27 protein-coding genes and 1 riboswitch are annotated in these 26,174 nt (G+C 41.8%); of the genes, 20 read left to right on the top strand and 7 right to left on the bottom strand.

Annotated features, from left to right (window positions below; genetic code table 11):
* Positions 1 to 2 precede the first annotated feature (2 nt).
* The 7 genes from walK (at position 3) to rlmH (ending at position 7,052) form a co-directional block, all read left to right on the top strand.
* On the top strand, positions 3 to 1,832 hold the full coding sequence (walK, locus tag NCCP2222_RS18885; RefSeq protein WP_248513937.1) for a cell wall metabolism sensor histidine kinase WalK: 1,830 nt from the start codon (positions 3 to 5) through the stop codon (positions 1,830 to 1,832).
* Positions 1,823 to 3,148: a YycH family regulatory protein gene (locus NCCP2222_RS18890; RefSeq protein WP_248513938.1), complete on the top strand. Its 1,326-nt coding sequence runs from the start codon at positions 1,823 to 1,825 to the stop codon at positions 3,146 to 3,148. Before walK ends, NCCP2222_RS18890 begins: the two co-directional genes overlap by 10 nt.
* Entirely contained in the window at positions 3,135 to 3,965 is an 831-nt protein-coding gene (locus NCCP2222_RS18895; protein ID WP_248513939.1) for a two-component system regulatory protein YycI, read from the top strand. Before NCCP2222_RS18890 ends, NCCP2222_RS18895 begins: the two co-directional genes overlap by 14 nt.
* 12 nt (positions 3,966 to 3,977) lie before the next feature.
* Positions 3,978 to 4,766, top strand: coding sequence for an MBL fold metallo-hydrolase (locus tag NCCP2222_RS18900; RefSeq protein ID WP_248513940.1), 789 nt, complete (start codon positions 3,978 to 3,980; stop codon positions 4,764 to 4,766).
* Between the two features lie 141 nt (positions 4,767 to 4,907).
* Positions 4,908 to 6,158, top strand: coding sequence for a S1C family serine protease (locus tag NCCP2222_RS18905; protein ID WP_248513941.1), 1,251 nt, complete (start codon positions 4,908 to 4,910; stop codon positions 6,156 to 6,158).
* A 170-nt stretch (positions 6,159 to 6,328) separates the two neighbouring features.
* Positions 6,329 to 6,493: a CxxH/CxxC protein gene (locus tag NCCP2222_RS18910; RefSeq protein ID WP_248513942.1), complete on the top strand. Its 165-nt coding sequence runs from the start codon at positions 6,329 to 6,331 to the stop codon at positions 6,491 to 6,493.
* A gap of 79 nt (positions 6,494 to 6,572) precedes the next feature.
* The gene (gene rlmH / locus NCCP2222_RS18915; protein WP_248513943.1) at positions 6,573 to 7,052 is read left to right on the top strand and encodes a 23S rRNA (pseudouridine(1915)-N(3))-methyltransferase RlmH; all 480 of its coding nucleotides are present in this window, start codon (positions 6,573 to 6,575) and stop codon (positions 7,050 to 7,052) included.
* A gap of 180 nt (positions 7,053 to 7,232) precedes the next feature.
* Here the strand turns inward: rlmH and NCCP2222_RS18920 are convergent, their stop codons facing one another.
* From NCCP2222_RS18920 to NCCP2222_RS18940, 5 genes are all read right to left on the bottom strand, one after another.
* Complete coding sequence (locus tag NCCP2222_RS18920; RefSeq protein ID WP_248513944.1) at positions 7,233 to 8,021, bottom strand: LysM peptidoglycan-binding and 3D domain-containing protein; 789 nt, start codon at positions 8,019 to 8,021, stop codon at positions 7,233 to 7,235.
* A gap of 644 nt (positions 8,022 to 8,665) precedes the next feature.
* The gene (locus NCCP2222_RS18925; protein ID WP_248513945.1) at positions 8,666 to 9,043 is read right to left on the bottom strand and encodes a hypothetical protein; all 378 of its coding nucleotides are present in this window, start codon (positions 9,041 to 9,043) and stop codon (positions 8,666 to 8,668) included.
* Between the two features lie 15 nt (positions 9,044 to 9,058).
* Positions 9,059 to 10,396: a S41 family peptidase gene (locus NCCP2222_RS18930; protein WP_248513946.1), complete on the bottom strand. Its 1,338-nt coding sequence runs from the start codon at positions 10,394 to 10,396 to the stop codon at positions 9,059 to 9,061.
* 476 nt (positions 10,397 to 10,872) lie between these two features.
* The gene (locus NCCP2222_RS18935; protein WP_248513947.1) at positions 10,873 to 12,015 is read right to left on the bottom strand and encodes an FAD-dependent oxidoreductase; all 1,143 of its coding nucleotides are present in this window, start codon (positions 12,013 to 12,015) and stop codon (positions 10,873 to 10,875) included.
* 15 nt (positions 12,016 to 12,030) lie between these two features.
* Complete coding sequence (locus tag NCCP2222_RS18940; RefSeq protein WP_248513948.1) at positions 12,031 to 12,621, bottom strand: TetR/AcrR family transcriptional regulator; 591 nt, start codon at positions 12,619 to 12,621, stop codon at positions 12,031 to 12,033.
* 277 nt (positions 12,622 to 12,898) lie between these two features.
* Between NCCP2222_RS18940 and NCCP2222_RS18945 the strand changes: the two genes are divergently transcribed.
* The 8 genes from NCCP2222_RS18945 to NCCP2222_RS18980 all read left to right on the top strand — a co-directional run bounded on the left by NCCP2222_RS18945 (position 12,899) and on the right by NCCP2222_RS18980 (position 21,000).
* On the top strand, positions 12,899 to 13,687 hold the full coding sequence (locus NCCP2222_RS18945) for a nucleotidyltransferase domain-containing protein (protein ID WP_248513949.1): 789 nt from the start codon (positions 12,899 to 12,901) through the stop codon (positions 13,685 to 13,687).
* 116 nt (positions 13,688 to 13,803) lie between these two features.
* Positions 13,804 to 13,905: riboswitch (purine riboswitch) on the top strand.
* A gap of 129 nt (positions 13,906 to 14,034) precedes the next feature.
* A complete protein-coding gene (ade, locus tag NCCP2222_RS18950; RefSeq protein ID WP_248513950.1) occupies positions 14,035 to 15,789 on the top strand; it encodes an adenine deaminase in 1,755 nt (584 codons plus the stop codon).
* A gap of 181 nt (positions 15,790 to 15,970) precedes the next feature.
* Positions 15,971 to 16,507, top strand: a complete 537-nt coding sequence (locus NCCP2222_RS18955; RefSeq protein WP_375709221.1) for a sigma-70 family RNA polymerase sigma factor — start codon at positions 15,971 to 15,973, stop codon at positions 16,505 to 16,507.
* 1 nt (position 16,508) lies between these two features.
* Positions 16,509 to 16,907 carry a helix-turn-helix transcriptional regulator gene (locus NCCP2222_RS18960; protein ID WP_248513951.1) on the top strand — a complete coding sequence of 133 codons (399 nt, stop codon included), beginning with the start codon at positions 16,509 to 16,511 and terminating at the stop codon, positions 16,905 to 16,907.
* Positions 16,897 to 18,195, top strand: coding sequence for an FtsW/RodA/SpoVE family cell cycle protein (locus NCCP2222_RS18965; protein WP_248513952.1), 1,299 nt, complete (start codon positions 16,897 to 16,899; stop codon positions 18,193 to 18,195). The genes NCCP2222_RS18960 and NCCP2222_RS18965 overlap by 11 nt, the downstream gene beginning before the upstream one ends.
* Positions 18,196 to 18,304: 109 nt before the next feature.
* Entirely contained in the window at positions 18,305 to 19,384 is a 1,080-nt protein-coding gene (locus tag NCCP2222_RS18970; RefSeq protein ID WP_248513953.1) for an ankyrin repeat domain-containing protein, read from the top strand.
* A 38-nt stretch (positions 19,385 to 19,422) separates the two neighbouring features.
* The gene (locus tag NCCP2222_RS18975) at positions 19,423 to 19,878 is read left to right on the top strand and encodes a hypothetical protein (RefSeq protein ID WP_248513954.1); all 456 of its coding nucleotides are present in this window, start codon (positions 19,423 to 19,425) and stop codon (positions 19,876 to 19,878) included.
* A gap of 219 nt (positions 19,879 to 20,097) precedes the next feature.
* Complete coding sequence (locus NCCP2222_RS18980) at positions 20,098 to 21,000, top strand: hypothetical protein (RefSeq protein WP_248513955.1); 903 nt, start codon at positions 20,098 to 20,100, stop codon at positions 20,998 to 21,000.
* A 338-nt stretch (positions 21,001 to 21,338) separates the two neighbouring features.
* Here NCCP2222_RS18980 and NCCP2222_RS18985 read toward each other — a convergent pair whose 3' ends face one another.
* Positions 21,339 to 22,505, bottom strand: a complete 1,167-nt coding sequence (locus tag NCCP2222_RS18985; RefSeq protein WP_248513956.1) for an MFS transporter — start codon at positions 22,503 to 22,505, stop codon at positions 21,339 to 21,341.
* Between the two features lie 79 nt (positions 22,506 to 22,584).
* Between NCCP2222_RS18985 and yeiL the strand changes: the two genes are divergently transcribed.
* From yeiL to NCCP2222_RS19010, 5 genes are all read left to right on the top strand, one after another.
* Positions 22,585 to 23,256 carry a transcriptional regulator YeiL gene (yeiL, locus tag NCCP2222_RS18990; protein ID WP_248513957.1) on the top strand — a complete coding sequence of 224 codons (672 nt, stop codon included), beginning with the start codon at positions 22,585 to 22,587 and terminating at the stop codon, positions 23,254 to 23,256.
* 54 nt (positions 23,257 to 23,310) lie between these two features.
* Positions 23,311 to 23,853, top strand: a complete 543-nt coding sequence (locus NCCP2222_RS18995) for a GNAT family N-acetyltransferase (protein ID WP_248513958.1) — start codon at positions 23,311 to 23,313, stop codon at positions 23,851 to 23,853.
* Positions 23,854 to 23,869: 16 nt separating this feature from the next.
* On the top strand, positions 23,870 to 24,346 hold the full coding sequence (locus tag NCCP2222_RS19000; protein ID WP_248513959.1) for a hypothetical protein: 477 nt from the start codon (positions 23,870 to 23,872) through the stop codon (positions 24,344 to 24,346).
* 141 nt (positions 24,347 to 24,487) lie between these two features.
* Complete coding sequence (locus NCCP2222_RS19005; RefSeq protein ID WP_248513960.1) at positions 24,488 to 25,168, top strand: ZIP family metal transporter; 681 nt, start codon at positions 24,488 to 24,490, stop codon at positions 25,166 to 25,168.
* Between the two features lie 93 nt (positions 25,169 to 25,261).
* Positions 25,262 to 25,924, top strand: a complete 663-nt coding sequence (locus tag NCCP2222_RS19010) for a peptidylprolyl isomerase (protein ID WP_248513961.1) — start codon at positions 25,262 to 25,264, stop codon at positions 25,922 to 25,924.
* 19 nt (positions 25,925 to 25,943) lie between these two features.
* On the opposite strand, the gene NCCP2222_RS19015 is transcribed toward NCCP2222_RS19010, so the two are convergent.
* Positions 25,944 to 26,174: hypothetical protein (locus NCCP2222_RS19015; RefSeq protein ID WP_248513962.1), on the bottom strand; the 231-nt coding region annotated here is incomplete at its 5' end.

Consider the following 26,174-nt stretch of genomic DNA (forward strand, 5'->3'; position numbering starts at 1 on the left):
CAATGCAAAAGGTCGGTTTTTTCCGTTCCATCCATACAAAGTTCGTCTTGATTTACATTCTGCTCATCATCATTGCGATGGAAGTGATCGGGTTATATTTCGCCCGTGAGCTGGAGCATGCACTGAAGACAAACTTTACGACTTCCTTGGAGGATCGATTGAATCTAGTTGCATTCAGTGTGCGTGAAGAATTATTAAAAGAACGGTCCGCGGACGATCCGGCTTCTGAAAAGAACAGTCTTCGGACCGTCCTTTCGGGTTTTACTTCAGAAGATATTAATGAAATACGGGTCATCAATTCAAAATATAAGATTTTGGCGACATCGGTGCTCGAAAATCGTGGGTTGGAAAACCAAACGATGAAAGAGGACATTGTCCGAAAAGCGATGACGACCGAAGCAGATGTGGATTCGACGAATTTGGATCCAAAGAATAGAAAACGGGTTTTCGTCAAAGTAAAGCCGATTATGGACGGCAACGAAATCTTAGGGACACTTTATGTCGAGGCAAATATCGAAAAAGTATACAAGCAAATCGATGAAATCAACCAGATTCTCGCAGGAGGCGTTGCGGTATCCCTGACGATTACCCTTATCATCGGAATATTTATCGCCCAGACCTTTACAAGGCCGATTTCCGATATGAGACGCCAGGCGCAGGCGATGGCCAAGGGGAACTTCTCGAGGAAAGTCCATGTCTATGGCAATGATGAAATGGGGCAGCTCGCGATTGCCTTCAATCATCTGACAAATCAGCTTCAGGAATCGCAGTCGACGACCGAGAGTGAGCAGCGTAAGCTCGCTTCTGTACTAGAAAATATGACCGACGGCGTCATATCGACAGATCGAAAAGGGCGCATCAGCCTGATCAATGACTCTGCGTTAATGATGCTGCGTGTAACCCGTGATCTCGTATTAAATCGGCCAATTACGAGCGTACTCGGCTTGGAGCAGGACTATGCCTTCGAGGATTTGATTCAGATGAAAGAATCGATCGCCCTTGATTTCAGTACGGAAGAACAGCCGTATATTCTGCGTGCAACCTTCTCAGTCACCCAAAGGGAAACAGGATTTGTGAATGGATTAATTGTTGTGCTCCATGACAATACCGAGCAGGAGAAGATTGATATGGAGCGAAGAGAATTCGTATCCAACGTCTCTCATGAATTGCGGACGCCACTCACAACGATGCGTAGCTATTTGGATGCTTTGGCGGATGGCGCATGGAAGAGCGAAGATATTGCACCGAATTTCCTGCGCGTAACCCAAACAGAAACTGAGCGGATGATCCGGCTCGTCAATGACTTATTGAAGTTGTCCCGGATGGACAGCAAAGAATATGAATTGGATACAGAGTGGGTGGAGTTCAATCATTTCTTCAATTCCATCATTGAACGTTTTGAATTCTCCAAGTCGCAAAACGTCCATTTCAAACGATTGCTGCCGAGGGAAGATTTATTTGTCGAGATTGACCCAGATAAACTGACGCAAGTCATCGACAATATCATTTCCAATGCACTGAAGTATTCGCCGGATGGAGGCGACGTCCGTTTTGGCGTGACGACGTCTGGGGATTTCATTAAAGTGATGATTTCCGATGACGGGATGGGCATCCCGAAAGCGAATGTCACACGGATTTTTGAACGTTTCTACCGTGCGGATCGAGCCAGGTCCAGAGCGATGGGCGGTACGGGTCTTGGACTGGCCATAGCAAAGGAAATGATCAATGCACATGGCGGAGATATTTGGGCGGAAAGCGAAGAAGGGAAAGGGACGACGATCTTTTTCACACTACCTTACGAACAACAACAAGAGGACGGTGAGTGGGGTTGAAATATCTAGAGCCGATTAAATCGATCGTCTTGTTGCTGCTCGTACTTTTAAGTGTCGCGTTCACATTCTCCATCTGGACGTATACGCCCAATTATGACCCGATTGAACCAACGTCAACCGTCGATACATCGATCGCCAAACAGCTGTCGATCCGAGAACTGGTCAAGCCGTATAAACTGATTGTCCATTCTGAGGCAGGGCTCAAAGGGACAATGGAAGAAAAAGAAATCGACGTGTTTCTGTATGAAATGTCGCATTGGCGAGTGACGGAGTTTTCAAAGTCTACTCAAGAGATGAGCCAGAAAAAGTTCAACGAGTTGTTAAGCGAACCGAACCGCATGACACTATTCTTTCAAGGGAATGTCCCCTTGCCAATCTATGATGTCCTATTGAACATAGAGGAACCGAATCTTCCAGAGGCTACCTTCGATCGGATTGTCGTAGAGTGGAATGCCTCGGAGAATAATTTCAAAGTGCACTTCATCAATCATGCGACAGGAGATCATTATCAGGGAAAAGTCATGGCGGATGAATTCTTGAATTCTTATAAAGTCATTGCCTTGGACAGCAAGGATTTGCCTGATTATGAGAAAGTCAGCACGAATGATCAGCAGTATATCGCAGTTCCGAGCCACCCGGTGATTTTAAAGGAGAAGACGTTCTTTCAGCAGGAAGTGAGCCCGACACGGTTCCGGAATGCATTATTTAACGATCCAAATGCGGTACGGAGGAGCCCGGTCGATTCCAATCACGAGGAGTATGGCGACAATGTGGCCAAAATGATCGTGGATACGGAAAAGAAGACGTTGAATTTCGTTCATCCGGATGCTCAAAACACGAACCCTGCTGCTCCTTCCGAGCTTTTCAAGGATGTACTGGATTCCATCAATGAGCATGGGGGCTGGACGGATTCTTACCGATTCGTTTATATGGGGCAACGTTCGCATTATGTGAAATTCCAATTATCCATGGATGGATTGCCTGTGCATAGCGATTCCTCCGGTACAACTGAAATCACAGTGAACTACGGAGTCAACCGAATTCAACAATACAGCCGGCCGTATTATACGCTGGACGAATTGTTGACAGAGGATGAAGTAGAACTGGCTTCCGGCACAGATGTAGCGGAGTCGATGAGACATGCCAATAAATCGGAATTCAAAAATGTAGCAGATCTCACTTTAGGTTACACGATACGGCATGACACGGAGCGGCAGCTATACATTATGGAACCGGGATGGTTTTATTTATCCAAACAAAAATGGATCCGTTATTCACCTGAACAGTTTGGAGGTGAGCCGATTGGATTGGAATAAAACCAAAACGATTTTTATCGTCGTCTTTTCAATACTGAACATTTTTCTATATACCCTTTACTTTAAACAGCGTTCGGATGCCCAAAATGTGGCGCTGATCGGCAGAACATCAATTGAAGAAGTGTTGAAGCAGGATAATATAACGTACGACATTCCACAAAACGTGAAAACCAAATCGTCCTATATATCCGCTAAAATTGCCACCTTTACGAAAGACGAATTGGAAGGCTTGAAAGATCAATCCATCATGCTCTTAGAGAATGATACAACGATACAAGCTAAGCTAACAGCTGATCTGGCAGTGAAAGATGCAAATAAGAAATATCAATTCGAACACTTTCTAGCCAATTATGTATATGCCGGAAATGAATATACCTTATGGGAAGTCAATGAAACGGAGCAGAAGGCAGTCTTCTTCCAAGTGGCAGGAGAGGAGCCCATTTATTTCAGCCCAAATGCCATGCTCACCGTCTATTGGAACGATGAGGGGAATATTACGGGCTATACACAAAAGATGCTGAAGAGCTTCTCGAATTATAACCATAAGGATTTATTGACGCCCGTGGAAGCAGTCGGTTCTCTCGTGACAAGAGGCTATGTCAAGCCGGATTCCAAAGTCCGGGAAGTGAAGCTGGGCTACTCGACGCTTGTCCAATTACAGGAAACTCAAGTATTTGCCCCGACATGGAATGTTCATGTAGAATTGAAGGATGGAGAGATGGAAGATCACTTTATTAATGCGATTGAAGGTAAAGTAATAGAGTTCCATCTTGATCCGTCTCAGGAAACAGAGGACCCGGAAGTCGAAGAAGAGTAAGGAGTTTTTGCGATGCGTTTTAGTGTGCTCGCCAGCGGAAGTACAGGCAATTCCATATATATTGAAACAGAGGGTTATGCATTCCTCGTGGACGCCGGATTGAGCGCGAAGCGGATGGAGCAGCAATTGGAGAGCATAGGCCGTTCAATGAAAGAAGTGAATGGCATCTTTGTAACCCATGAGCATAGCGACCATATTAAAGGGATCGGCGTGCTGGCACGCCGGTATGGCATGCCAATTTACGCAAACCGCAAAACGTGGGCGGCTATGGATGGATTGGTCGGTGACATTCCGACCGAGCAGCGATTCCATTTTGACATGGAGAGTGTGCAATCATTCGGTTCGATCGATGTCCAATCATTCGCGGTCTCGCATGACGCGGCAGATCCAATGTTTTACGTCTTTCATGAAAATGACCGGAAGCTTGCCCTGATTACGGACACGGGATATGTGAGCGACCGGATGAAGGGGCATATTCACGGAGCAGACGCTTTTGTATTTGAAAGCAACCACGATGTCAGCATGCTCCAGATGGGACGGTATCCATGGTCGGTTAAGCGCCGGATATTAAGCGATGTCGGCCACGTCTCTAACGAAGATGCGGCGGTTGCCATGAGTGAGGTGGCCGCATTAAAAGAGACTAGGATTTATTTGTCCCATTTAAGCAAAGACAACAATATGAAAGACCTGGCACGAATGAGCGTTTCGCAAACACTGCAAACATGCGGCATCGTGACAGGCGAATATGTTCATCTGTTCGATACGGACGCTGAGAAGCCGACGGAGCTCGTGACAGTATAGAGCAAGAGCACTTTGACAGAGGCGGAAGCGCGGCTGTTGGAGTGCTTTTTTCTATGGACGGGGAGAAAATGAGAAGCAACGTTTTTGATTTTAAAGAATAAGGGTAAAGTGAGTGTATCTGTCTAAGAAAGGGAGAGGCCAATGGACGAATTCAATCAAGGACCCCGGGAAGAGGAAAAACCGATAATCGAAGAAAGAAAAGAGGAGCCATACCGCCAGTATCAGCGCCCTCCGAAACGGCGGAGCGGCTTTTTGCCTGCCCTGTTCGGCGCCATTGTAGGCGGACTGATTGTATGGCTTGTCGTCTATTCGATGAATGGCAAACAGGATCAGGCGGCGCTTGTGAAGCATGAAGAAACTGGACAGAACAATTTGCAAAGTGAGCGCGTCTCCGTCGACATTAATACGGATATAACAGGTATTGTGAATGATGTGGCGGACGCGGTCGTCGGCATTACGAATTTGCAGACCGTACGGGATTTCTGGTCCTCTTCCGAAACGACGAGAGAAATAGGGACAGGATCAGGCGTCCTTTATAAAAAGGAAGGCGGCAAGGCATATATCGTAACAAATCATCATGTCGTAGAGGGCTCACAAGGACTTGAGGTCACATTCGATGACGGAACAAAAGTAGACGGGAAGCTGATCGGCAGTGATGTATGGACCGATTTGGCAGTCGTTGAAATCGATGCGAGTCATGTAGATACAGTAATCGAATTTGGCGATTCAGATGCATTGAAACGCGGAGAGACCGTGATGGCGATCGGCAATCCGCTCGGTTTAGGCTTTGCCGGATCGGTAACAGTCGGTGTCGTATCCGGAAAGGACCGTTCCATTCCGATCGACCTGGACAAAAACGGAACAATCGATTGGCAGGCGGACGTTCTCCAAACCGATGCAGCCATCAATCCAGGAAACTCCGGCGGCGCGCTTATCAATCTGGCAGGCCAGCTAGTCGGCATTAACTCCATGAAAATTACCCAAGAGACTGTAGAAGGGATCGGATTGGCGATTCCGATCAATGTAGCGGTGCCAGTCATTGAGAATTTGGAGAAGACGGGAACGGTCAATCGTCCGACGATGGGCGTCAGCTTGCTGAACCTTCGTGATATCCCTTCGACACAACAACGAGATGTCTTGCGGATGCCAAAAGACATTACGGACGGCGTGGTCGTGACGGAAGTATTCCGGAATACGCCAGCCGAAGCGGCAGGCGTTCAAAAATACGATGTCATTGTCGAGATGGACGGGGAGAGAATCGAAGACATGGTCGGCTTGCGCAAGCATTTATATAACGAGAAACAAGTCGGCGATGCGATGAAGATGAAAGTATACCGAGAGGGCAAGTTAGTGGAAATTGAAATGGTACTTCGGGACGGAAACACGTTCTAATGTTACACTCATATCAAGAGACGTAACGAAAGCTTATCCACAACAGGCAGGGAAGCTGAAACAGCGGCTAATCCTGCCTGTTTTTTTATCCGTTTTTCAACAATGTGGATAGTTTACTGATTTTGTGCATAACTATGTGTAAAATAAAAAAGAGCGGAAGGATGAGATAAATGAAAATGTATAGCTGTGAAACACATATAAATCAAGTACTTGACGAATTTGTTGCCCAGGAAGAAACATTTCCGATCATGGAAAAGGTCCAAGAGAACGAAAAGTTATCCACAAAGTGCAAGTACTGCGACACGCCCGCTTCCTATCTTGTGGCGAACGAATAATCGGGCACAAGATGTAGATAAGTTCTGTGGATATGTGCATAAGTCTTGTGAATAACTTTTTGAAAAGGGTGGACAACCTGTGAATATTACAATTGTGTCAGTAGGAAAACTAAAAGAAAAATATTTAAAAATGGGAATTGACGAATACGCCAAACGGCTCGGAGCCTACGCCAAAATCGACCTCGTCGAAGTCACCGACGAAAAAGCACCCGAATCCCTAAGCGACGCCGACATGGAAATCGTCAAGAAAAAGGAAGCCGATCGGATTTTGGCTAAAATCGGGGCGGATGCCTATGTCATTGCGCTCGCAATTGAAGGGAAGATGAAAACGAGCGAAGAGCTGGCTGCAGGACTCGAGTCGTTAATGACATACGGCCGGAGCAAAGTCGTGTTTGTCATTGGCGGATCTTTAGGATTACATAGCGATGTATTGAAACGGGCGGATGAATTGCTGTCGTTTTCGAAGATGACCTTTCCCCATCAGTTGATGAAGCTGGTGTTGTTGGAGCAGGTGTATCGTGGGTTTCGGATTATGCGGGGGGAGCCGTATCATAAGTAAGTGAGGTTTATAAATGAGCCACCTGTAACGTTGAGAAGAAGTAAGTGAGACGTATACGAACCAATTGGAAAGGCAAAAATAATAAGCAAAAAAGAACCCAATCTGGTTCTTTTTTTGCTTAATATAAGGTTTTAAGTCACCTTCTTGTACAATCCTAAGGATAGGCTGGTAATAGATAAGTTAGTTTAAAATTGTGACCTTTAATTGTTTTACTCCAAAATTGATTGCATCCTGTTGAGAAGGAATAAAGACATCGATTCGATTCCCTTTAATGGCTCCGCCAGTATCCCCTGCGATCGCTTCACCATAGCCTTCTACATAAACTTTACTACCAAGTGGAATGATAGTTGGGTCAACTGAGATGACCTTTGCATTTGGGTTTGTTTTAAGGTTAATTCCAGTAGCTGTAATACCAGAACATCCCTCACACGAAGCTGTATAGGCTGAAGCTTCTACTATAATTTCCTTTGAAGCTGTATTATTTGTTGATGGAGCGGTTACTTCAGGTTTACTATCCATGGAATTTGTATTATTTGTTGCTGAAGTTGTAGTTTCCTTTGATTCATGTGCTGCGGATGCTATTGGCTTTTCTGTTACAGCCGTACTAGTTTCCATACCGTTAAAGATGGAGAGATTTAAACCAGGATGAATGAGGTCACTATGTAATTGGTTCCATTCCTTAATTTGTGAAACTGTTACTTGATGATCTAGGGCTATTTCCCATAATGTATCCCCTTGCTTAACGGTATATTGTTTTTGCTCTGCAGTGGTTAGGACATCCCCAGGGTGAATAATGTTGGTAGTAAGATGATTCAACTTTTGAATATTTTCTACAGAAGTATTATTTGCACGGGATAGATCCCAAAGTGTATCTCCTTTTTGTACAGTAATAGTTGCAGCTTGAACATTAGCACTTAAAGTTACCGAGAGCATTGCAACGGGTACAATTGATATAATTTTTTTAAGCATTCATTTATCCTCCATATTCATGGTTGCTAATTTTAAATAATCGTAACATAGGTTTTTCTGAGAAAAAGAACAAGTAGGTGTTAATTCGTTTACGTTCATGGCATTTATATTGCAATAATATTTCTAATGCCACTTTCAAAGCAAAAAGCCAGTTTATGATGTTTTATGCACATCTACTATTTATTTTAATAAAATTTTATAATAAGAAACTGTTGTTTGTAATAGTGGTAAATCCATAAGATATTTCGGCTTTAACGCATTTTGAGGAAACGAAAGCGTAGTGCTTAAAAATTCTATTCAAAGATCATGCTTCATTGATAGGAGTGGGTTCTTTACTTACGTTATAAAGCAACGTTAGCTAAACACTTATTTATAACATTAGACTATTTAAGGAGTAGAGATAATACTCTTAATATATATTTCTTATTAATTTCATTTATATGTGAATATATATGATGTCGGATGAATTAGAGAAACTATAAAAACGGTTGTTTGATGAATGAACAGATGTTTTTTTATTTCCTTAAAACCTCATTTAGATATCATACGGAGAACCATATCATAAGTAAGTGCGTTTTATTAAAAAAACCACCTAAAACGTTGGGGTGTCAGCGTTTTAGGTGGTTTTTAGAAGATAGTAACTTTCAAAATAATAATTTATATACCGTTTGAATATTAAATTCTAATGTTCTGATAGGCGCAAAAGTAATGCCATGCAATACGTTTACTGTAAAAGAGGAATCATTCCATTTGGCATCAAGCGAACATTTAATTTTTTTACCGAAACGAGGAACATCACTGTTCGCATCGACGATAATGAAAGGTTCATGTGATATATCAAACGTATTTCCTTCAATTGTCCATTCAACAAATTGAAGAGCAATTGGATGATGGAGCTTATTCAAAACATCAAAATTAAAAGTCATTGCGGTGGTTATTTCATTCTGGCTGATTCCCATAATTTTAACAAAGAGTTCTTCGTCATCAAGTAGTAAAAGCTGAACGCCAACATCGTCATACATATGCTCATCACCACGTCATATCGCCCATTGTTCGTCTGTCCACGTGTCTGATTTGCTCATATCAAATGTTTTCATTTCCACCTGTACATCGATTGTTTCTGTTGATGAAAAGCTTTCTTCAAGTAATCCGCTATCACACAAACGTAGTGCATAATTTAAATCTACGTCCTCTACTAAATGCTGTGGAGTCCAAGGAATGTACAGATGTGGCGGCGTCCCAGTGTCATTGGTATGATATTTTTCATACATTTTTGAAACGCTGTAGCCGAACTTATAATCCCCATAATCTTTCGTGGTGACATTAAAGTAATCAAGAATGCCCCTTGTATGACGGCCAATTACTTTTACTTTCGGTGAATGCTTTAGGTTTTTAATAAATGTTTCACCAGAGCTTCCGCATGTTACATCTGAAAGAATAAACACCTTTTTCACGTTTCCTTTAGGCTCGAAAGTAAAATCCTCATTGTCTTCGACTTTTTTCATGCCAACGCCGTAATTTGTTTTAAACTTTTCGATATCCTTCTCAAGTGCAATTCTCGTTGCGGCATCAAGGGGCTGCTTTAAGTAATCAGATAATGTTTCAATCCAAAGATCACAGTTATTAGCTGTATAGTTTGTATACATTGCTTCATCGGGCTGTACAATTTGTGAAGCACGAACCGTTTCATCAATTGTGTAGCCAACAAGCGGGAAATAAAACATATCGTTTCCACCGTAATTTACACGTACATCAAATATGATGTTTTGCATAGAGTTTAATATTGCCTCATGCTCTTCCACCATTCTTTGAATGGGTTCGCTATGGCTAAAGTCCGTTAGCTTTATATAAACAGTGTGTTCATTAAGCTGATTTAAAATATATTCTGGTGTATAGGCAGGTGCATCGTATTGTGTTAAATCGAGCTCATGTGATTCCCCATCGCGCTCGTATTCAATGTGGTCAGCAAATTGAAGCACGCTATTCCACATTTGGCGCTCATGCACGTCGTCTTGTAATAATTTCATGTAACGGTACGAAGCAAATTTAATCGAGTCGCCGTTCATCGCTGTTATTTTATCACCAACTTGTAAGCGTTGCTCGCCTAAAACTTCAGTTACGTATAGCGCGTCTTCATAGCGACGTACGCGAAAGCCCCGGAAAGGTGTTTTCCTTTTTTTATTTCTAAAAGATAGGTGGCCATCTTTGAAATCAGATAAATATTCTTGAATCGTTTGTGTAAACGTCGCATCATCCATATTGTCAGTCACTGTATAATTTTGAGGATAGTTATATTTCCTTTTCTCTTCAAAGCCTGCATAGTCATTCTTTAAAATTGAAACAATATCATTAAAAATTTCAGTTTTTGTGTACAAGCTATCACTCCGTTGTTATTAATTTCTACGTATATTGCTATTTCTATCATGAAAGTTAAAAATGGTTTCTTACCTTGACTTAGTTCTATAGATGAAAGTCAAAACCCTTCTTATTTAGAAATCTGGTATCCTATTGACCAATGGAGCGGGTTCCTTGGAATTATCCAAACTGAATATGCACATTTTGATTACTACAATATGCTAAGCTTCCTTTTAAGCTATTATGTATGGAGGAAGTATCCGTATATGAAAACTCTGATGTAAGATATTAGATATTAGAGGAGAAAATGAAACAGTGGAGAGGATTTTTGAAATTTTTATTATATATAAGGCAAATTTTTTTGTGAGAGAAATAAATTGGATTGCTATATAGAGCAACACGAGTTGGTAGGACTCGTGTTGCTTCTATTCTAAAAGGCAGACGGGAACGTCGGAAGAAAGTATTCCGAGGTTTGTGACCATATAGTATGAATGCTTCAACCCTTGAGCTGAAACTTGTACAAGCGTTGGGCCTGGTTGCGATAAATCCTTTTAGGGGCATACTTCATTAGTCGATTTCTGACACTAGTGAACAGGAAGTTTTCCAATTGTGCCATTTGTCCGGTCCTCCAAGATTGTTTTGATATGAGTTTGATCCTTCTTCTGCGTCTGGCATCGTAATCCGCAAATGCTCCCTGATAATCGCTCTGTACGCGCAAGCATTCGGCTAAGATATGCGCATCCTCAATCGCTTGGCAGGCGCCCTGTCCCATATTGGGAGTAATGGCGTGAGCGGCATCGCCGATAAAAACAACCCGATCCGAGTAGAAGCGTTCCATCGGTGTGATATCCACGATATCTCGATGGATCATGTCATGGGAAGCCATTTTCAATAACAGGCTTGGTATGGGATCATGATAGTTTTGGAACAAGCGCTGCAGGTCCTCCACAGAATAATTCGCAACATGGGAATCACCTTGGCGGGCATTGATCAGTGCATACCAATACACTTTATCTTTTGGCAGCGGGACGATGCCAAATCGGCCCTTTGTTCCCCAAGTCTCGATAAAACGATGAGATAAGCCTGGAAGACCGTCCACAGAAATAACACCACGCCAGCAAGTATAGCCGGCATAGCGATATATATCTTCTTTAAGAGTTTGTTTGCGAATGTTGGAGTGTATGCCATCCGCGGCAACTACTAAATCGCCTACCGCTTGACTGCCGTCACTGAACGTAACCTGGACATGGTTATCCTTTTGCTCAAGATGTAAAAATTGTTTCCCCCATTCTATAGTGCCGGGAGGGAGCGCAGATAAAAGAATATGATGTAAATCCTTGCGGTGTATAGAGTATAAATTGCCATAGCCGGGAGGAATAGCGAGTTGAGTGATCAGCCGGCCTCGGTCCGTTAATATGTTGAAGCCGTCGCTTGGATGACCTTTTCGAATGATTTCATCGGAGATGCGGTAGGGATTTAGCGCTTCTAGAGCATTTGGAGCGATAATGATGCCTGCACCAGCAACAGCAGGCTCGGTACTTTTTTCAAATACTTTTACGTTCATCCCTATTTGCTGCAAGGTGATCGCGGTGCATAGACCTGCAATGCCGCCACCTATAATCAGAACTGTCTTTGACATAACGCATTTCCCCTTCTAGCTATGATCAATGCCTTCCCAAACGACATCAAATTGTCTTCTGAATGATTCGTTTATGGTTGAATATTGGGCTTCCAGCAGTGTCCATGACAGGATTGTATGGAAATAGACGCCAACAATTGCTGTGGCGATGATATCCGTTTCCCAACGACTATGCAATTTACCGTCTTGTTTGGCACTGTTGATCATAGATGCCAGCTGCCGATGCAATTGTTGAACGCTTTTTGATTCTTTTCCAGCAAGAGAAGCCGACTTAATAATTTCCATTGACGCCAGTTTCATGAGTTCGCTATGAGATGAAAAATGATGAAGAAGATCGTCTAACACGTGCAGAATTTGTTTTTTAGGTTGGTCGATATTCCGGTGCTTCTCCATGCTCTGCTGCAGCAGCTCAATTTGGGATTCTCCAAGGTAAAGCAAGATGTCCTCTTTCTTAGCGAAATAATTAAAAAAGGTTCCCTTCCCAATGCCACACGTGGCTGTAATCTCCTGAACCGTGACCTGCTCAAACCCCTTGTCGCGAAAAAGTTGGAGAGCTTGTAAAAAGATTTTTTCCTTTAATTCCTTTTTCCGCGCTTCCCTTAGCATTGTCTTACCTCCTTATTTTATGACTCGGGTCATTTAATGACTACGGTCATAATAGGTTTGTTTCTTTTTCTTGTCAAGCGAAAATGAGAGAGCAGGCATGGATATTCAAATGGAAGGATAAATGATGAGGAGGCGCCTATTTGGCGCTTAGCCTCGTAAAGGTGAAGAGTATTAAAAGTAAGTTGGGCAGATGTTGGATTTATTAACCAAACCGAGATTCCAATTGTTTTGTTTGATAAGATAGAGATAGTTCTTATAAGCTTAAGGGGGAATGAAAATGAACGAAATCATTCAAACGAAATTGTTAGAAATAGAAGAGAGATACCACGTAAAGATCTTATATGCTGTTGAATCTGGAAGTAGAGCATGGGGGTTTCCTTCAAAAGACAGCGATTATGATGTTCGCTTTATTTATATTCATTCACCGGAATGGTATCTGTCAATCGATCCACAAGGAATTGGAGCAAAGAGAGATGTAATTGAAGAGCCAATCAATGATTTATTAGATATAAGCGGTTGGGAAATCACAAAAGCGCTGCGTCTTTTTAGAAAGAATAATCCCCCACTTTTAGAATGGTTAAGAAGCAATATCGTTTATTATCAAAAATACTCGTTTATAGGTAATATGCGGTCTTTAGAATCTGAAGTTTATTATCCAAATTCAATGCTGCATCATTATTTAAATATGGCGATGAATAATTATCGTGAGTACCTACAAGGTCCAGAAGTAAAAATAAAAAAGTATTTTTATGTACTACGACCGATATTAGCATGTATGTGGATTGAAAAATATAATAGGACACCTCCAATTAGCTTTCATGAATTATTGGAAGACATCATTCCAGAAAGTGAATTGAAAAATGCAGTGGAACATCTATTAAAAAGAAAGCTAATAGGGGATGAGTTAGATATTGAACCACGTATTTATGTAATTAATGATTTTATAGAAAGAGAACTAAATCGAATCGAAGAATATAGTAAAACGCTTCAAGTGGAAGCGAAGGATCCGACAGAAAAATTAGATGAATTGTTTAGGCAAACATTGCAAGAAGTTTGGATGGAATGAGTTTTGTGAAAGATTATCAAAAGAGTTATGGGTCAATATAAAGGTTTACCCTTCCACCATGTCCATCCGAAAAACCGATTGCAAAAATCCAAAATAATGCTATACTTAAAAAACTTAAAAACTGCATATGGTGTTTTCATATAATAGCGGGGATATGGCCTGCGAGTTTCTACCTGTTCACCGTAAATGAACGGACTATGAAAAGCTAAAGACTGAAAACCTTTACTGATTTTAAAGGTTTCGGTCTTTTGTATTTCGATATTAAAAGCCCGAAGTGCATTGCTTTTCCTAGTGGGGAGCGTGTGCTTGGGCTTTTTTTTATACTAATCAGATGGGCGGGGAAAAGAGTGCAAAAAGAAGAATTAAAACAGCTAATTGACGTAGCGGCAGGGCGTAAACTTGCAGACCTTGTTTTGAAAAACGGTAAAATCGTGGATGTCTATCAAGGAAGTATCCTTGTTGGCGATGTGGCTATTGTCGATGGGAAAATTGCTGGTATTGGCGAATCTTACGAAGGTAAAGAGGTTGTTGATGTAAAAGGAAAATATATTGCACCGGGTTTTATTGATCCACATATTCACGTGGAATCTTCCTATGTGACGCCAGAGGAATTTGGGCGTTTACTTGTACCCCATGGCACGACGACTGTGATGGCAGACCCCCATGAAATTGTTAACGTAGCGGGACTTAAAGGGCTAGATTATATGATTGAGGCAGCAGAACACACGGCGTTAGATATCCAGTACATGTTGCCATCTTGTGTTCCAGCAACCGATATGGAAAATGCCGGTGCGGTGTTAACAGCTTCTGATATGGTAACTCCATTAGAAACTGGAAAAGCGAAGGGACTCGCTGAATTTATGGATTTCCCAGGGGTCATCGAGGCCAAGGATGAGGTGCTGGATAAACTGTTAGTAGCGAAGAAGCTACAGAAGCGAATTGATGGGCATAGTCCGATGGTAAATGGAAAGGAACTTAACGCATATATTGCGGCTGGTGTAGAAAATGACCATGAATGCTCCACTATAGAAGAGATGCAGGCCCGTATTTCCCGAGGGATGTATGTCTTTTTACGGGAAGGATCTGTGACGCAGAATCTGCGTACTTTGCTAAAGGGCGTTACGACTCAAAATTTCCGCCGCTGTGTTTTATGTGGTGATGATGTACAAGCCAAAACTATTATTGAAAAAGGTCATTTGGATAACGCAATCCGTATTTGTGTAGAGGAAAATGTGGATTCGATACAAGCCATTCAAATGGCTACCATCAACGCGGCAGAATGCTGTCAGTTGAATGACCGTGGCGCTGTGGCACCAGGATTAAGAGCCGATTTGGTCATTTTCAATGATCTTGACAACTTGGTAGTGGAACAAACATATATCGAAGGGAAACTTGTGGCGAATCAAGCGAAATACGTACTGCCATTTACGAGAGCCGAAATTTCTTCCGTACAATCTAGTGTACATGTCAGTAATTTTTCCAAAGAGAAGCTTTCCTTGAAGTTAGATTCAAAGAAAGCGAGAGCGATTGAAGTGATTCAAACCGAAGCGTTAACCAATGAAGCCATTGTCGAAGTCGATCTGGACGAGGCAGGAGAATTCGTATACAACCCTAATAATCCGGTTGCCAAAATTGCTGTGATTGAAAGACACCATAACACGGGGAACGTATTCGTCGGTTTATTGAAAGACTACGGCATCCAAAAAGGTGCAATTGGCATCTCCATCGCCCATGATTCACATAACCTGATTGTGACGGGAACCAATGACGAGGATATGGCATTGGCCGTTGAGAAATTGAAAGAACAGGACGGCGGGGTTGTCCTCGTCGCAGACGGCAAGGTCCTCCATACAATGGCGCTTCCGGTAGCTGGACTGATGAGTCATCTTTCAGGAGAAGAGGTCATCGAAGAGCAACGCAAAGTTGATGATGTGGCACGTGAAGTACTCGGAATTGCAGAAGATGTCGATCCCATCATGACATTAGGCTTTATGTCGTTAGCCGTGATTCCGAAATTGAAAATCACGGATGTAGGACTTGTGGATGTAACAAAATTTGAATTTGTGCCTGTAGCTGTTGCGGTTGAAGAAAAGGTTTACTGATTATATGCATGAAATAGCGCCCACTGGAATAACAGGTGGGCGTTATTTAACGTTTATGAAAAAACATTCCTATATACACAATGATAAATAATTACGATCGTACTTATTAGAGTTAATTACAAATAAAAACCAAACCTACATTCATCGGCACTCGTCTAATAGTATGAAGGGGGGGAATGAATTGGATAGCTATTCAATTGAACAAATGAAATTACCTTCGTATGACACAATTATCGATGAACTAATGACCGATTATGGGCAAGACATCTTACAGTTAGTTATGCAGTACGTACATAACCTCTCGATTGCGGAAGATTTAACACAAGAAATTTTTGTGAAGTGCTATAAGGCATTGCCAACCTTCCAGTTTAATTCCTCAATGAAAACTTGGTTATGGCGCATTGCGATTAATCACACAAAAGATTATTTGAAAAGCTGGTATGCAAAGAATGTGGTAGCGACAAGAGAAGACCTTTTTGCACAAGTGAAAAGCGGGGATTGTATCGAGCAGCAGGTTATGCAGCGACAACAAGACGACGAACTAGTACGTGCTGTGTTTGCACTCCCAATTAAGTACCGTGAAGTCATCTATTTATACTATTACGAGGAGCAGTCGATGAAAGAAATGGCAGACGTCCTGCAGCTAAACGAAAGTACCGTGAAAACAAGACTGCGAAAAGCCAAACAATTATTAAAAAAACGACTGGAGCGTGAGTAGTATGGAAGAACGCTTAAAAAGTTTAAAAAAAGCAGTCGATCGGACTGTCTTTCATAAAATAGAATTTAAGGCAAAGCATCAACAGCAAATACATCAACAGTTACAAGTAGTACCCCTCAAACAAAAAATACTATACATGCTCATAGAATTAAGATCAGGCATGGAGGTAACACAAATGCTCCATGCATGTGGTGTCGAGCAAATTATAGAGAATGAAGGAATGGTATACTCCATTTTACATGAAGCCGAGCAGCATGGGTGGCTTTCTGCAAGGTGGGAAAGTGGTGTAAAGTACTATCAATTAACGAAGCTCGGGAAAAAGCAATTACAGGCAGACAATGTTTATGCAAAGCTATCTGTTAAGGAACTGCTTTGGGGGGGACGTATGCATGTTGAGTAAACAATTTGTGCAGCAAGTTACAAGCCATATCCGTTCTAAAGAGGCACGAAGCTATGTAGAAGAAGAATTGAAACACCATCTGACGCAATCTACACAAGGCTGGGTGAATAAAGGCTACTCACCAATTGAAGCCGAAGAAAAAGCGGTTGCGGAAATGGGTTCTGCTTCGCAGCTCGGGAAATCGATGGACAAGTTACATCGGCCCAAATGGGATTTTTGGCTGATTGGCGCAGTCTTGCTATTAATCGCCGCAAGCTTTGCACCGATTTTAACGACTGATTTTAGTGAACCCTATGGCCTAAATATGAAGGGTTACTTTGTCAAAAATAAAATCATACATATACTGGTAGCCATTGCAGGAATAGCTGCCATCATGTATTTCGATTACCGTAAATTGCAACGTTATAGTTTGCTGATTTATGGGGGCGCACTGTTGTTATTATTCGTTTTATGGATTATGCCGAATGGATTTATTCATGGAAAGGCCGTGTATCAAATAGGTCTGGTTCGTATTCATGCATGGATGACACTGCCATTATTATTAGTAGCTTTTGCAGTTTTTTTTACCGAACGGAAATGGAAAGGCTGGCAACTAACTGTGTTCATATTAGTTCCACTATGCCTTTTAATGAAGCTATCAAATCTGACTGTAACGCTGCTCTATGTTGGAGTGATAGCGGTATTGTTTAGCTCTAGCTACTTCAGTCGAAAAGTGAAGCTATATGTATGTTTAACTGTAGGAAGTTTGGGGATGGCAATAGCGGCTTATAGTGTATATGCCTATCATTATGTAGGTATGTCGTATCAAACAGTGCGTATCGCAGCATTTTTACATCCTGAATTATATGCGGATACGGCAGGTTACGTGATACTTCAATTAAAGAAAGCACTTGCAGGAGCTGGCTGGTTCGGTGCAGGGACGAATTACTATGTCCCTGAAGCACACACCGATTATGCATTGGTACAGTTGATTCAATCGTATGGCTATGTTGCGGGAATTGCGATCATCATATTAATGCTCACAGTGGCACTGCGCATTTTATGGCTGGTCCGTACAATGCCGCAATCATTTGGTAAACTACTTGTTTTGGGAGCAGTAACATTATACAGCTGTCAAAGTATATACTCGATTTTCATGGTGTTTGGCATATTGCCTATAATATCTATGCCGTTGCCGTTTATTAGCTATGGGATTATATCATTACTGCTAAATGCCATTTTAATCGGCTTAGTCTTAAGTGTTTATCGGAGAAAAGCGTATATTGGAAAACGTGCGATCTTAATGTAAAGAAAACCAGCCATTCGAACTTCAGCTAATTATGCGAAAAAGATAAATGTTAAAATAAAGGTTGATAAAGAAGTGCTCTATAAAATTGTCGCTATAGGGGTGTTTTGGGATGATTGTTTTGAAAGATATCGGGAAGTTTGAGGAACTCCCGGTAATTGCAATGCATATATACCAAGGAAATATTCCGGCTTTGCATGCTGCAATGACAGCAGGTTGGGATATTGAGGAGGGCATTATACTTAGCAAGCATATTATATTGAGCCCATTGGATCTGGCGCTTGTATCGCAGAGAAGGGAGGTAGTAAAGCTTTTGGTTGAGCACGGGGTCAACCTCAATGTCCAACATAATCCGGCATTTCTGCGAGCTGTCCGCTATTGCAAGGAAGACATAGTTCGGTACATTGTGGCACAAGGGGCCAAGTTGGACATGCTCAATCAAACAGGATCAGGTGCATATTCGCAGGCCTATTATGGCAACAAAAAGAACATCCCGCTTATTCATGAGCTGGGTTTAGATATGAAGAAGCATGGCGGCGACGTATTACGTCAAGCCGCATCGGACCACGATCTCAAGACACTCACGTATTTGCTCGATCATGGGGTGGACATCAATTACAACAAACCGGATAAGGTCTACCCATATCAAGCGACCCCGTTAACCGTTGCGGCGCGCATGGGGAATTTGGCCATGGTCAAATTTTTGATTGAACATGGGGCGGACGTTACATTAGCAGAAAAGGATGGCGAGAGGCCTTACACGATTGCCGTCAGTAATAAGCATACAGACATGGCCGACTATTTAAAATCGCTAGAGCCTGCTGAAATACATAATCTAGAGAACAAGAAACATGAGCTGAAAAAATATAAATTACCCAATGAGCTGGTCAGCTTTCTTACTGGAGATAAGCTCCGTCTTGAGCTTGCACAGAATGAATTTGAAATCGGATATATCGACTTTTTAACATTGACCGATACGTTTGAGATGAAACTCGGCAGGCAAAAGCTGCTGCGTTTATCAGCGGATATCGATAATTACTCTGATCTACAGCTCGTTTGGAATCCGAAGAAAAAGGGTCTGATCGGTTGTTATGACGTGGAGCACCAGGTTTATGCAGATTTATGCAGCTTTACAGAGTTTCTCATGCAGCCTGAGGTGTACCTCATTCAATTTCTTGAAGGTGAACTGTAAGTGAAGGGACGCAAGACTATTTCGAAGGGGCAGTCGAGATGCTATCAGTAAAAGTGATTAATTATTGTAAAACTAAAAATTGGTGGTTTGAAGACGTTTTAGAGGAGTATGAACATGCACTAGTAAAGTTAGGCATCGATTTGGGATCAGATTTTGCCACGTTTTATTTGCATGCAGAAGATGGGCCGACTTTCTTTAATAGGCGACGTGAAATCTATCAAATCTGTTGGTTTATGATCAATTCTTCTGATTATATGTTCGGCATGGAGAGAACGCATGGTGTTTTAAAGTTGCCTGCAGAATATATTCCATTGGATAACTTTCAAGGGGAGTTCGGCTTTTTTTATAATAAGAACACAGACGAAGTGTTAGGCCTAGGATTGGGCCAGGAGATGGAGAGTTTTTTTGCTGGTCAATTGGATCCGCAATGGAAAAGCTTTAACTCCTTCCTCGAATGGTATTTTGAACTGACCGATTCGTGTGTGATTATATAGAATAAGGTCCGAACAAATATTGCCAGACTTATCAGAAGGCCTCTGGAGTAAGGAATGGCTGCTTCAACACGAGAGAACTTCTTTGAAGGAACATTAGTAGTATTGCTTATTGCATAGCTACCTTATAAGGAAATGCATTTCACTTGTTATAGCAAAGCAGAAGTTGAAAATTCAACGTTCAATCTAATTAAGGTATACAAGGGTATGGAGGTTATCAAAGTGGAAACTATTCAATACGCAATTGAAGATTCTATTAAATTTCTTGAGTCTTATCCCAAATTGCCCATTGAAGGCATCGAAAATAGCCGTAGAAAATGGGATGGTTTCTGGTGGCACCTGGCAGCTTTATATGAAATGGGGGAAGTAAGACAGGTTCCTGAATCGGCTATTTTAAAAGCTAAATATATACTTGAAGCTCAAACCTGGCCTATTTTCGTTAAATCAGCGGAAGACCTTCCAACAACTGAAATGGATAAGATGAAGATGGATTGCTGCCATTGTGAGCTTGCAGTATTCTATATGATTTTGATGGAATATGGATGCGATTTAGACAAGGAACTACCATGGATTCGCGAGTGGTTTTTAAAGCATCAGCTACCGGATGGTGGGTTGAACTGTGAACCTGATGCTTATACTTGTTCAAATAAGAGTTCAATCATTTCAACGCTACCTCCTCTTGAGGCAATTTTGTGGTATACAAACCGCGATTTCACTGAGGAGGAAGCTTTTTTCTTGGATCAAGGCGCACGTTATTTGATTGAACATTGTTTAGTGTATTCAAAACAAACAGGAGAAATCATAGATAAAGAATGGCTTAAACCTTGCTTTCCAAGATTTTTTGAATACGATATACTTCGAGGCATGGCCTTTTTGGTGGAATGGTCACGTCGCAGGAAAAAACCGCTGCCAACAGACCTGCTTTATAAAGGCATCCATCTACTGGACAGCCATGTTGATGCAACAGGCATACGAATCGGGAGGCAAGTATTTGATCCACAGGGCCCATGGGGTGGGCATACCTTTGCGCTACTGGAAACTGTGTCTGAAATCGGTCAAGTTTCCCCTTTCCTTACCAAACAGTTTAATAGCGTTTTAATCCAATTGAATCAAACAATTAGTTAAAAAAGCATACGGAGGAACAGTGTATGCTTTACCTTTTTAGGATCATTCTACGGTGTAACAGTTGAATAGGAGGAGTTATAGACAGAAAGTTTACGATGATTAAAGCATTATCAAGATACTGAAACGATTAGGGATGACTTACGAAGGCACGCTTCGTCAAAATCAAATGATAAAAGGAGTCCTGGCAGACAGCGCGCATTACTCTATTTTAAAAGTGGAATTTATTCTAACTGAAACAAATAGATAGGCTTTAAGGGCATTGTAATTGTCCAAATAAACGAGAGGCATTAGATGAGCAAATCTAATGCCTTATTTTTATGTGGAGAGAAAAAATTCTATTAAATCCTGCCTTCCTTGTTAACATCCAGTTTTCGATAGATCAGCGCGAGTATTATCGCGGGGATGGTAGAAACAATCATGCCGATAAAGGCAAATCTAGGCTCGATTTCGTATAAGTAGCCGCCGAAAATTGTAAATACAGCAGTGCTCCAGCTAAGAGCCAGGGCTGAATAAACGCCTTGTGCTTTCGGAATCTGGGCAGGTGAAATGTGTTTGATTAAGTATTTCATAAACGCATAATGCGCCATAGCAAACGAGAAGGCGTGCAACGTTTGAGCGAAAGAGAAAACAATGACGTTTGGAAACGCGAATAGTAAGATCCATCGTAAGGTAGATCCCAATGCTGCTATGGCTAGCAATGAACCTACTGAAAATTTATTAAATCTCCGATCTGCGTTGGCGAAAAAGATGATTTCCGCCAACACGGAAATGTTGATAATAACGCCGATTAAATATTTTGGTGCATGGATTTCTTGCAAAAAGAGATAGCCATAATTGTAATAAGAAGCATGGGCTGCTTGCAGTAGGATGACGATACTAAGTACCAAACCGAAGTGTTTAATACGGAATAATCTTAATATGCCTCCTTTTTGTTCCTGATCTACTGGTGGTTTTGTAGCTAGAATGTCAGGAGCATGTAGAAAACCAAGACAAACGAATACGACGATGCCAAGTAAAAACGCCCATAAAATCACTTGATCTCCGAGCATTGCTGTGAAGATAGAAAGAATTATGCCTGCTAATATGAAACCAATGGAGCCCCATTGACGGCTTTTACCATAATCTCGTAGTTGGTTACTTTGTACGAGAAGGCCAGCCGCACTATCCAAAGCAGGCATCATGGCTGGATAAAGGAATTGGAATGCTAACGTGACAATAAGCAAACTGCTAAAGGAACTGGATGGAATGTAAAACAGAATAACAAGCAGTGTACCAATTCCCGCTCCATGTAATAAAGCTTTACTACTGAATTTCCCTGATAAATAAGGGAAAGCAACTAAAGTGGAAAGGCCTCGTGCAATGAGCCCAAAGCTCATGATTAAGCTAGCCTGAGGAACTGTAAGCCCTTTGGCATGAGTCAGCCACCCCGTCCAATAAGGAAGAAAAACGCCCCATGTTATAAAAAAACAAAAAAACTGCATGCTCATCCAACGATGTGTGTTCATGTTATTCCCTCCGATGATTGCATGGTATCATGGAATGACGAAGGAATAATATGAGATATCTCATATTTTGAGGTGGAAGATGGAAATTTATCAAGGCGAGAAAAAACGATTATACATGAGAAATCACTCTATTTTACATTTATTTTCTATTCCTGTTGAAGAGATGATGGAGGTACACGAATATCGACGGGATGAGTGGATTATTCAAGAGGGATCGAGATCCGATTTTTTATTTTATGTGATTGAGGGGAAGGGCAAAATTTACGTCACTCACCACAATGGGAAAGTGTCGTTATTAAATTTTATCAATGCCCATGATTACATTGGGGAAATGGAATTATTAAATGAGGTGTACTATACAAAAGGAATTCAAGCGTTAACAAAGACCATTTGTTTTGCTCTTCCCATTCGTCATTGTCGGACAGAATTGATGGGAGATGCAAAATTCCTCCGTGAATTAGCCAAGTTTCTAAGTGTAAAAGCAACACTTATGGCAACGAGGTATTCTCAAAGTCTGGCCTTTCCACTTGAAAACCGGCTTGCCGACTTTATTTTACAAACAGCTGACGAAGGGATTTATAAGGAGAAACATGTAACCGTTTGTGATTATTTAGGGGTATCCTACCGTCACTTATTGCATGTGTTATCCCAGTTCTGTGATAAGGGATACCTACAAAAGGATGGAAGGTATTATCAAATAAAAAAATCTCATTTCTTATATGAACTTGCAGACGTGTTGAGGAATAAATAACTTTGGATGTTAAGCATTTGAATTTCAATTTTTTTAGAGTGAGGGGGAATTATTATGCTATCGATTCAACAAATCTACAAAGAAAACTATCCGGCAGGAAAAAAAATAATGTTTCAGTATACCTCAGAGAAATACTATGATGTGGTTTTCGAAGAAATAGACAAGGGGTGGACATTCACCTTGCGGGAAGAAACCTTGGAGCAGCCGTTTGTAAAACATATGGAAGAGGATTTATTTGAGGATTATAAAGAAGGCTCTGAAGTCTTTTTGGCAGAAGTCGATGGGGCAGAGGCCGGGGTGATGGTCATTCAGAAAATGGACTGGAATGAAACATTGCTCATTCACGATTTATATGTCGATGCAGCGTTCCAACAGCAGGGGGTTGGAAGGAGATTAATGGATACAGCTAAAAAACGGGCAGTTGAATTAGGGGTCCGCTCCGTTGTATTGGAAACGCAGACTTCCAATTACCCTGCGATCCAATTTTATTTGAAGAACGGTTTTCGCGTTGTCGGCTTCAATACGATTTCTTACTCGAATGAGGATATTGCCAAAAAAGAGGTACGCTTAGAAATGGCGTATCAATTGAATTTCTAAGAGGAGACCCACTACTATGTTTACTTTCTTTGGGAGAAATAAATTAGTAAAAGATGATTTGAAACAAATGGCGAAGTTAATGTTCCAGGATGTTTCAGAAGATGCTTGGGATCAAGAGAATTTGACGAAAAGAAACCTGGACTATTCGGTGGAGAGCGTTCGAATCATTGATTTGTACGTAGAAAGACTAAAGAGAACGGATCTTTTAGACAAGCACTTTGATAATTTTGTCGGTCGGATCGGAGCGTATGTGGGTGAAGTGATTCGAACGAATAGTCATCAGGATTTTGACTGGTATGAATTTCAGTCAGTATTCAAATATTCTTCTGTCCTTCATGCAATGGAACAATCTAAAGAGCCGTACACTCTGCTGTATTCCAAAAAGGAGGATGCAGTCATATTGCCATTGTGGGAAGCGGCACAACGGCTGAAAGGGGCCTCGACGTATCGGAATTTACTTACATATGTAGAAGATATGGTGAGCACCTGCTAAAGATATTTCAGTGAGCCCTACAAAACAGGTCCCTTTATTTAGGGGTGTCGATTTCGAATAATTGCTCGCCCTGTCCCATATAACCATAGAAACAAATCAATGAAGGATGGTGGCTTGGGACATATATGGGTGGTCGGGTTCATGTCGACTTGTTTGGGAATCGGTTTAGGCGGCGGGCTTGCGTCGTTCATTCACCGCTTCAAGCGTAGCATTGGTACAGTGTATGCAGTTTGTACGGGCCTGCTTCTTGGATTGGTCAGCATCGAGATTGTGCCTGAAGCGATAGAGCTAGGGAATTGGATTATCTTTTCAGTTGGTTTTGGCGTAGGGGTTCTTCTATTTACGGGGATGCATCATTGCCTTCCGGGCCATTCTCATAAGGATCATGGCAGGAGCACAGGGATCTTCCTCGCTTTGGTCATTTCCCTGCATAATTTCCCGATGGGGGTCGTTCTGGGGACGAGCGAACATACGGACGTTGGAGTTGCTCTATGGCAAGCAATGCTGCTGCATAATATTCCAGAAGGCATGGTTTTATTTACCCCGCTCTGTATCGCCGGTCTCCGCTTCTTTTCCCTATGCATACTCTCCGTATTAATTGCCTTGCCAGTCGCAGCAGGGGCATACATCGGCCAGCTGATCGGTGCGCAGCATCAAGTGGTTTGGGCATTTCTCATCAGCTTGACTGTAGGAACGATTCATATGATTACGATGAAGGAGATTCTACCGGAAGCCATTCGGCGATCCTCTCCTACTTATACGGTCGCAGTTGCCTGCATTGCATTTGGGCTTATGGCTTTCTATCTATCTTTATTGACATGAAATGAAAGACTTCAACTCTGTCTGTTGTGTTCATCATCAAACATTTTGTACTATTAGAGTAGAAGGTGAATACATAGAGGAGCGAGATGGAATATGAGAACACGTACAAAAGCAGGTAATTTGTTTTTAAGTTTGTTAGCAATCATTTTTGTGTTGACGGGCTGTGGCACATCCAAGGAAAAGGAAGATACGACCAAGGATGCAAGCGAGGCAAAAGATTATCCGGCAGATGTGAAGGAAAATCCGATTGTGACCATTACGATGAGCAACGACGAAACGATTGTGATTGAACTGGAGCCTGCAGTTGCTCCAAATACAGTGGCCAATTTTATTTCTCTAATTAAAGACGGCTTTTATGATGGTCTTATCTTTCATCGTGTCATTCCTGGCTTTATGATTCAAGGGGGAGACCCTGCTGGAAATGGTTCAGGCGGTCCTGACTATTCAATCGCTGGCGAGTTCACGAACAATGGATTTGAGAATGATTTGAAACATGAACGGGGTGTCATCTCGATGGCACGGGCGACGGATCCGGATACGGCTGGTTCCCAATTCTTTATCATGGTGGAAGACACACCACAATTGGATGGAGATTATGCTGCGTTCGGAAAAGTGTTGGAGGGCATGGAAACAGCAGATGCAATCGTTGCTGCGGAACGTGATGCTGCTAATAAGCCGTTGGAAGACCAACAAATAAAGACAATTGAAGTGGATACGAAGGGCTATGATTATCCAGCACCTGACGTGCTAAAATAAAATCTATAGAGTGAGATTACTATTCATAATATGGCCAATCATCTAGTTGACTCGAATAAAAAGGCAAGCGGAAAAATAACTCCGTTTGCCTTTTTTGTTGAAAATCTGTAGGGGTTCTCATCGGAAAAACTTTTTCAAAAAATGTTTCTCGTGGAACAAAAACTTTTTTACGGTTGTAGGGTCTAATGTTTAAGTGGAGCAGTCGGGGGTGGGAATTTGACGGAGATAGAACTTGCGAAACAAGCGATTG

Source organism: Sporosarcina sp. NCCP-2222, assembly GCF_023168145.1.
GTDB lineage: Bacteria > Bacillota > Bacilli > Bacillales_A > Planococcaceae > Sporosarcina.

Bases quoted from the DNA above. Each gene is read 5' to 3' on its own strand.
- yeiL (WP_248513957.1), top strand. From the start codon at position 22,585: ATGGAAATTTATCAAGGCGAGAAAAAACGATTATACATGAGAAATCAC.
- NCCP2222_RS18975 (WP_248513954.1), top strand. From the start codon at position 19,423: ATGCTATCAGTAAAAGTGATTAATTATTGTAAAACTAAAAATTGGTGG.
- NCCP2222_RS19000 (WP_248513959.1), top strand. From the start codon at position 23,870: ATGTTTACTTTCTTTGGGAGAAATAAATTAGTAAAAGATGATTTGAAA.
- NCCP2222_RS18965 (WP_248513952.1), top strand. From the start codon at position 16,897: ATGTTGAGTAAACAATTTGTGCAGCAAGTTACAAGCCATATCCGTTCT.
- NCCP2222_RS19005 (WP_248513960.1), top strand. From the start codon at position 24,488: ATGTCGACTTGTTTGGGAATCGGTTTAGGCGGCGGGCTTGCGTCGTTC.
- NCCP2222_RS18900 (WP_248513940.1), top strand. From the start codon at position 3,978: ATGCGTTTTAGTGTGCTCGCCAGCGGAAGTACAGGCAATTCCATATAT.
- NCCP2222_RS18905 (WP_248513941.1), top strand. From the start codon at position 4,908: ATGGACGAATTCAATCAAGGACCCCGGGAAGAGGAAAAACCGATAATC.
- NCCP2222_RS18920 (WP_248513944.1), bottom strand. From the start codon at position 8,021: ATGCTTAAAAAAATTATATCAATTGTACCCGTTGCAATGCTCTCGGTA.
- NCCP2222_RS18960 (WP_248513951.1), top strand. From the start codon at position 16,509: ATGGAAGAACGCTTAAAAAGTTTAAAAAAAGCAGTCGATCGGACTGTC.
- NCCP2222_RS18940 (WP_248513948.1), bottom strand. From the start codon at position 12,621: ATGCTAAGGGAAGCGCGGAAAAAGGAATTAAAGGAAAAAATCTTTTTA.
- NCCP2222_RS18925 (WP_248513945.1), bottom strand. From the start codon at position 9,043: ATGTATGACGATGTTGGCGTTCAGCTTTTACTACTTGATGACGAAGAA.
- NCCP2222_RS18935 (WP_248513947.1), bottom strand. From the start codon at position 12,015: ATGTCAAAGACAGTTCTGATTATAGGTGGCGGCATTGCAGGTCTATGC.
- NCCP2222_RS19010 (WP_248513961.1), top strand. From the start codon at position 25,262: ATGAGAACACGTACAAAAGCAGGTAATTTGTTTTTAAGTTTGTTAGCA.
- NCCP2222_RS18910 (WP_248513942.1), top strand. From the start codon at position 6,329: ATGAAAATGTATAGCTGTGAAACACATATAAATCAAGTACTTGACGAA.
- NCCP2222_RS18945 (WP_248513949.1), top strand. From the start codon at position 12,899: ATGAACGAAATCATTCAAACGAAATTGTTAGAAATAGAAGAGAGATAC.
- NCCP2222_RS18985 (WP_248513956.1), bottom strand. From the start codon at position 22,505: ATGAACACACATCGTTGGATGAGCATGCAGTTTTTTTGTTTTTTTATA.
- walK (WP_248513937.1), top strand. From the start codon at position 3: ATGCAAAAGGTCGGTTTTTTCCGTTCCATCCATACAAAGTTCGTCTTG.
- NCCP2222_RS18995 (WP_248513958.1), top strand. From the start codon at position 23,311: ATGCTATCGATTCAACAAATCTACAAAGAAAACTATCCGGCAGGAAAA.
- NCCP2222_RS18970 (WP_248513953.1), top strand. From the start codon at position 18,305: ATGATTGTTTTGAAAGATATCGGGAAGTTTGAGGAACTCCCGGTAATT.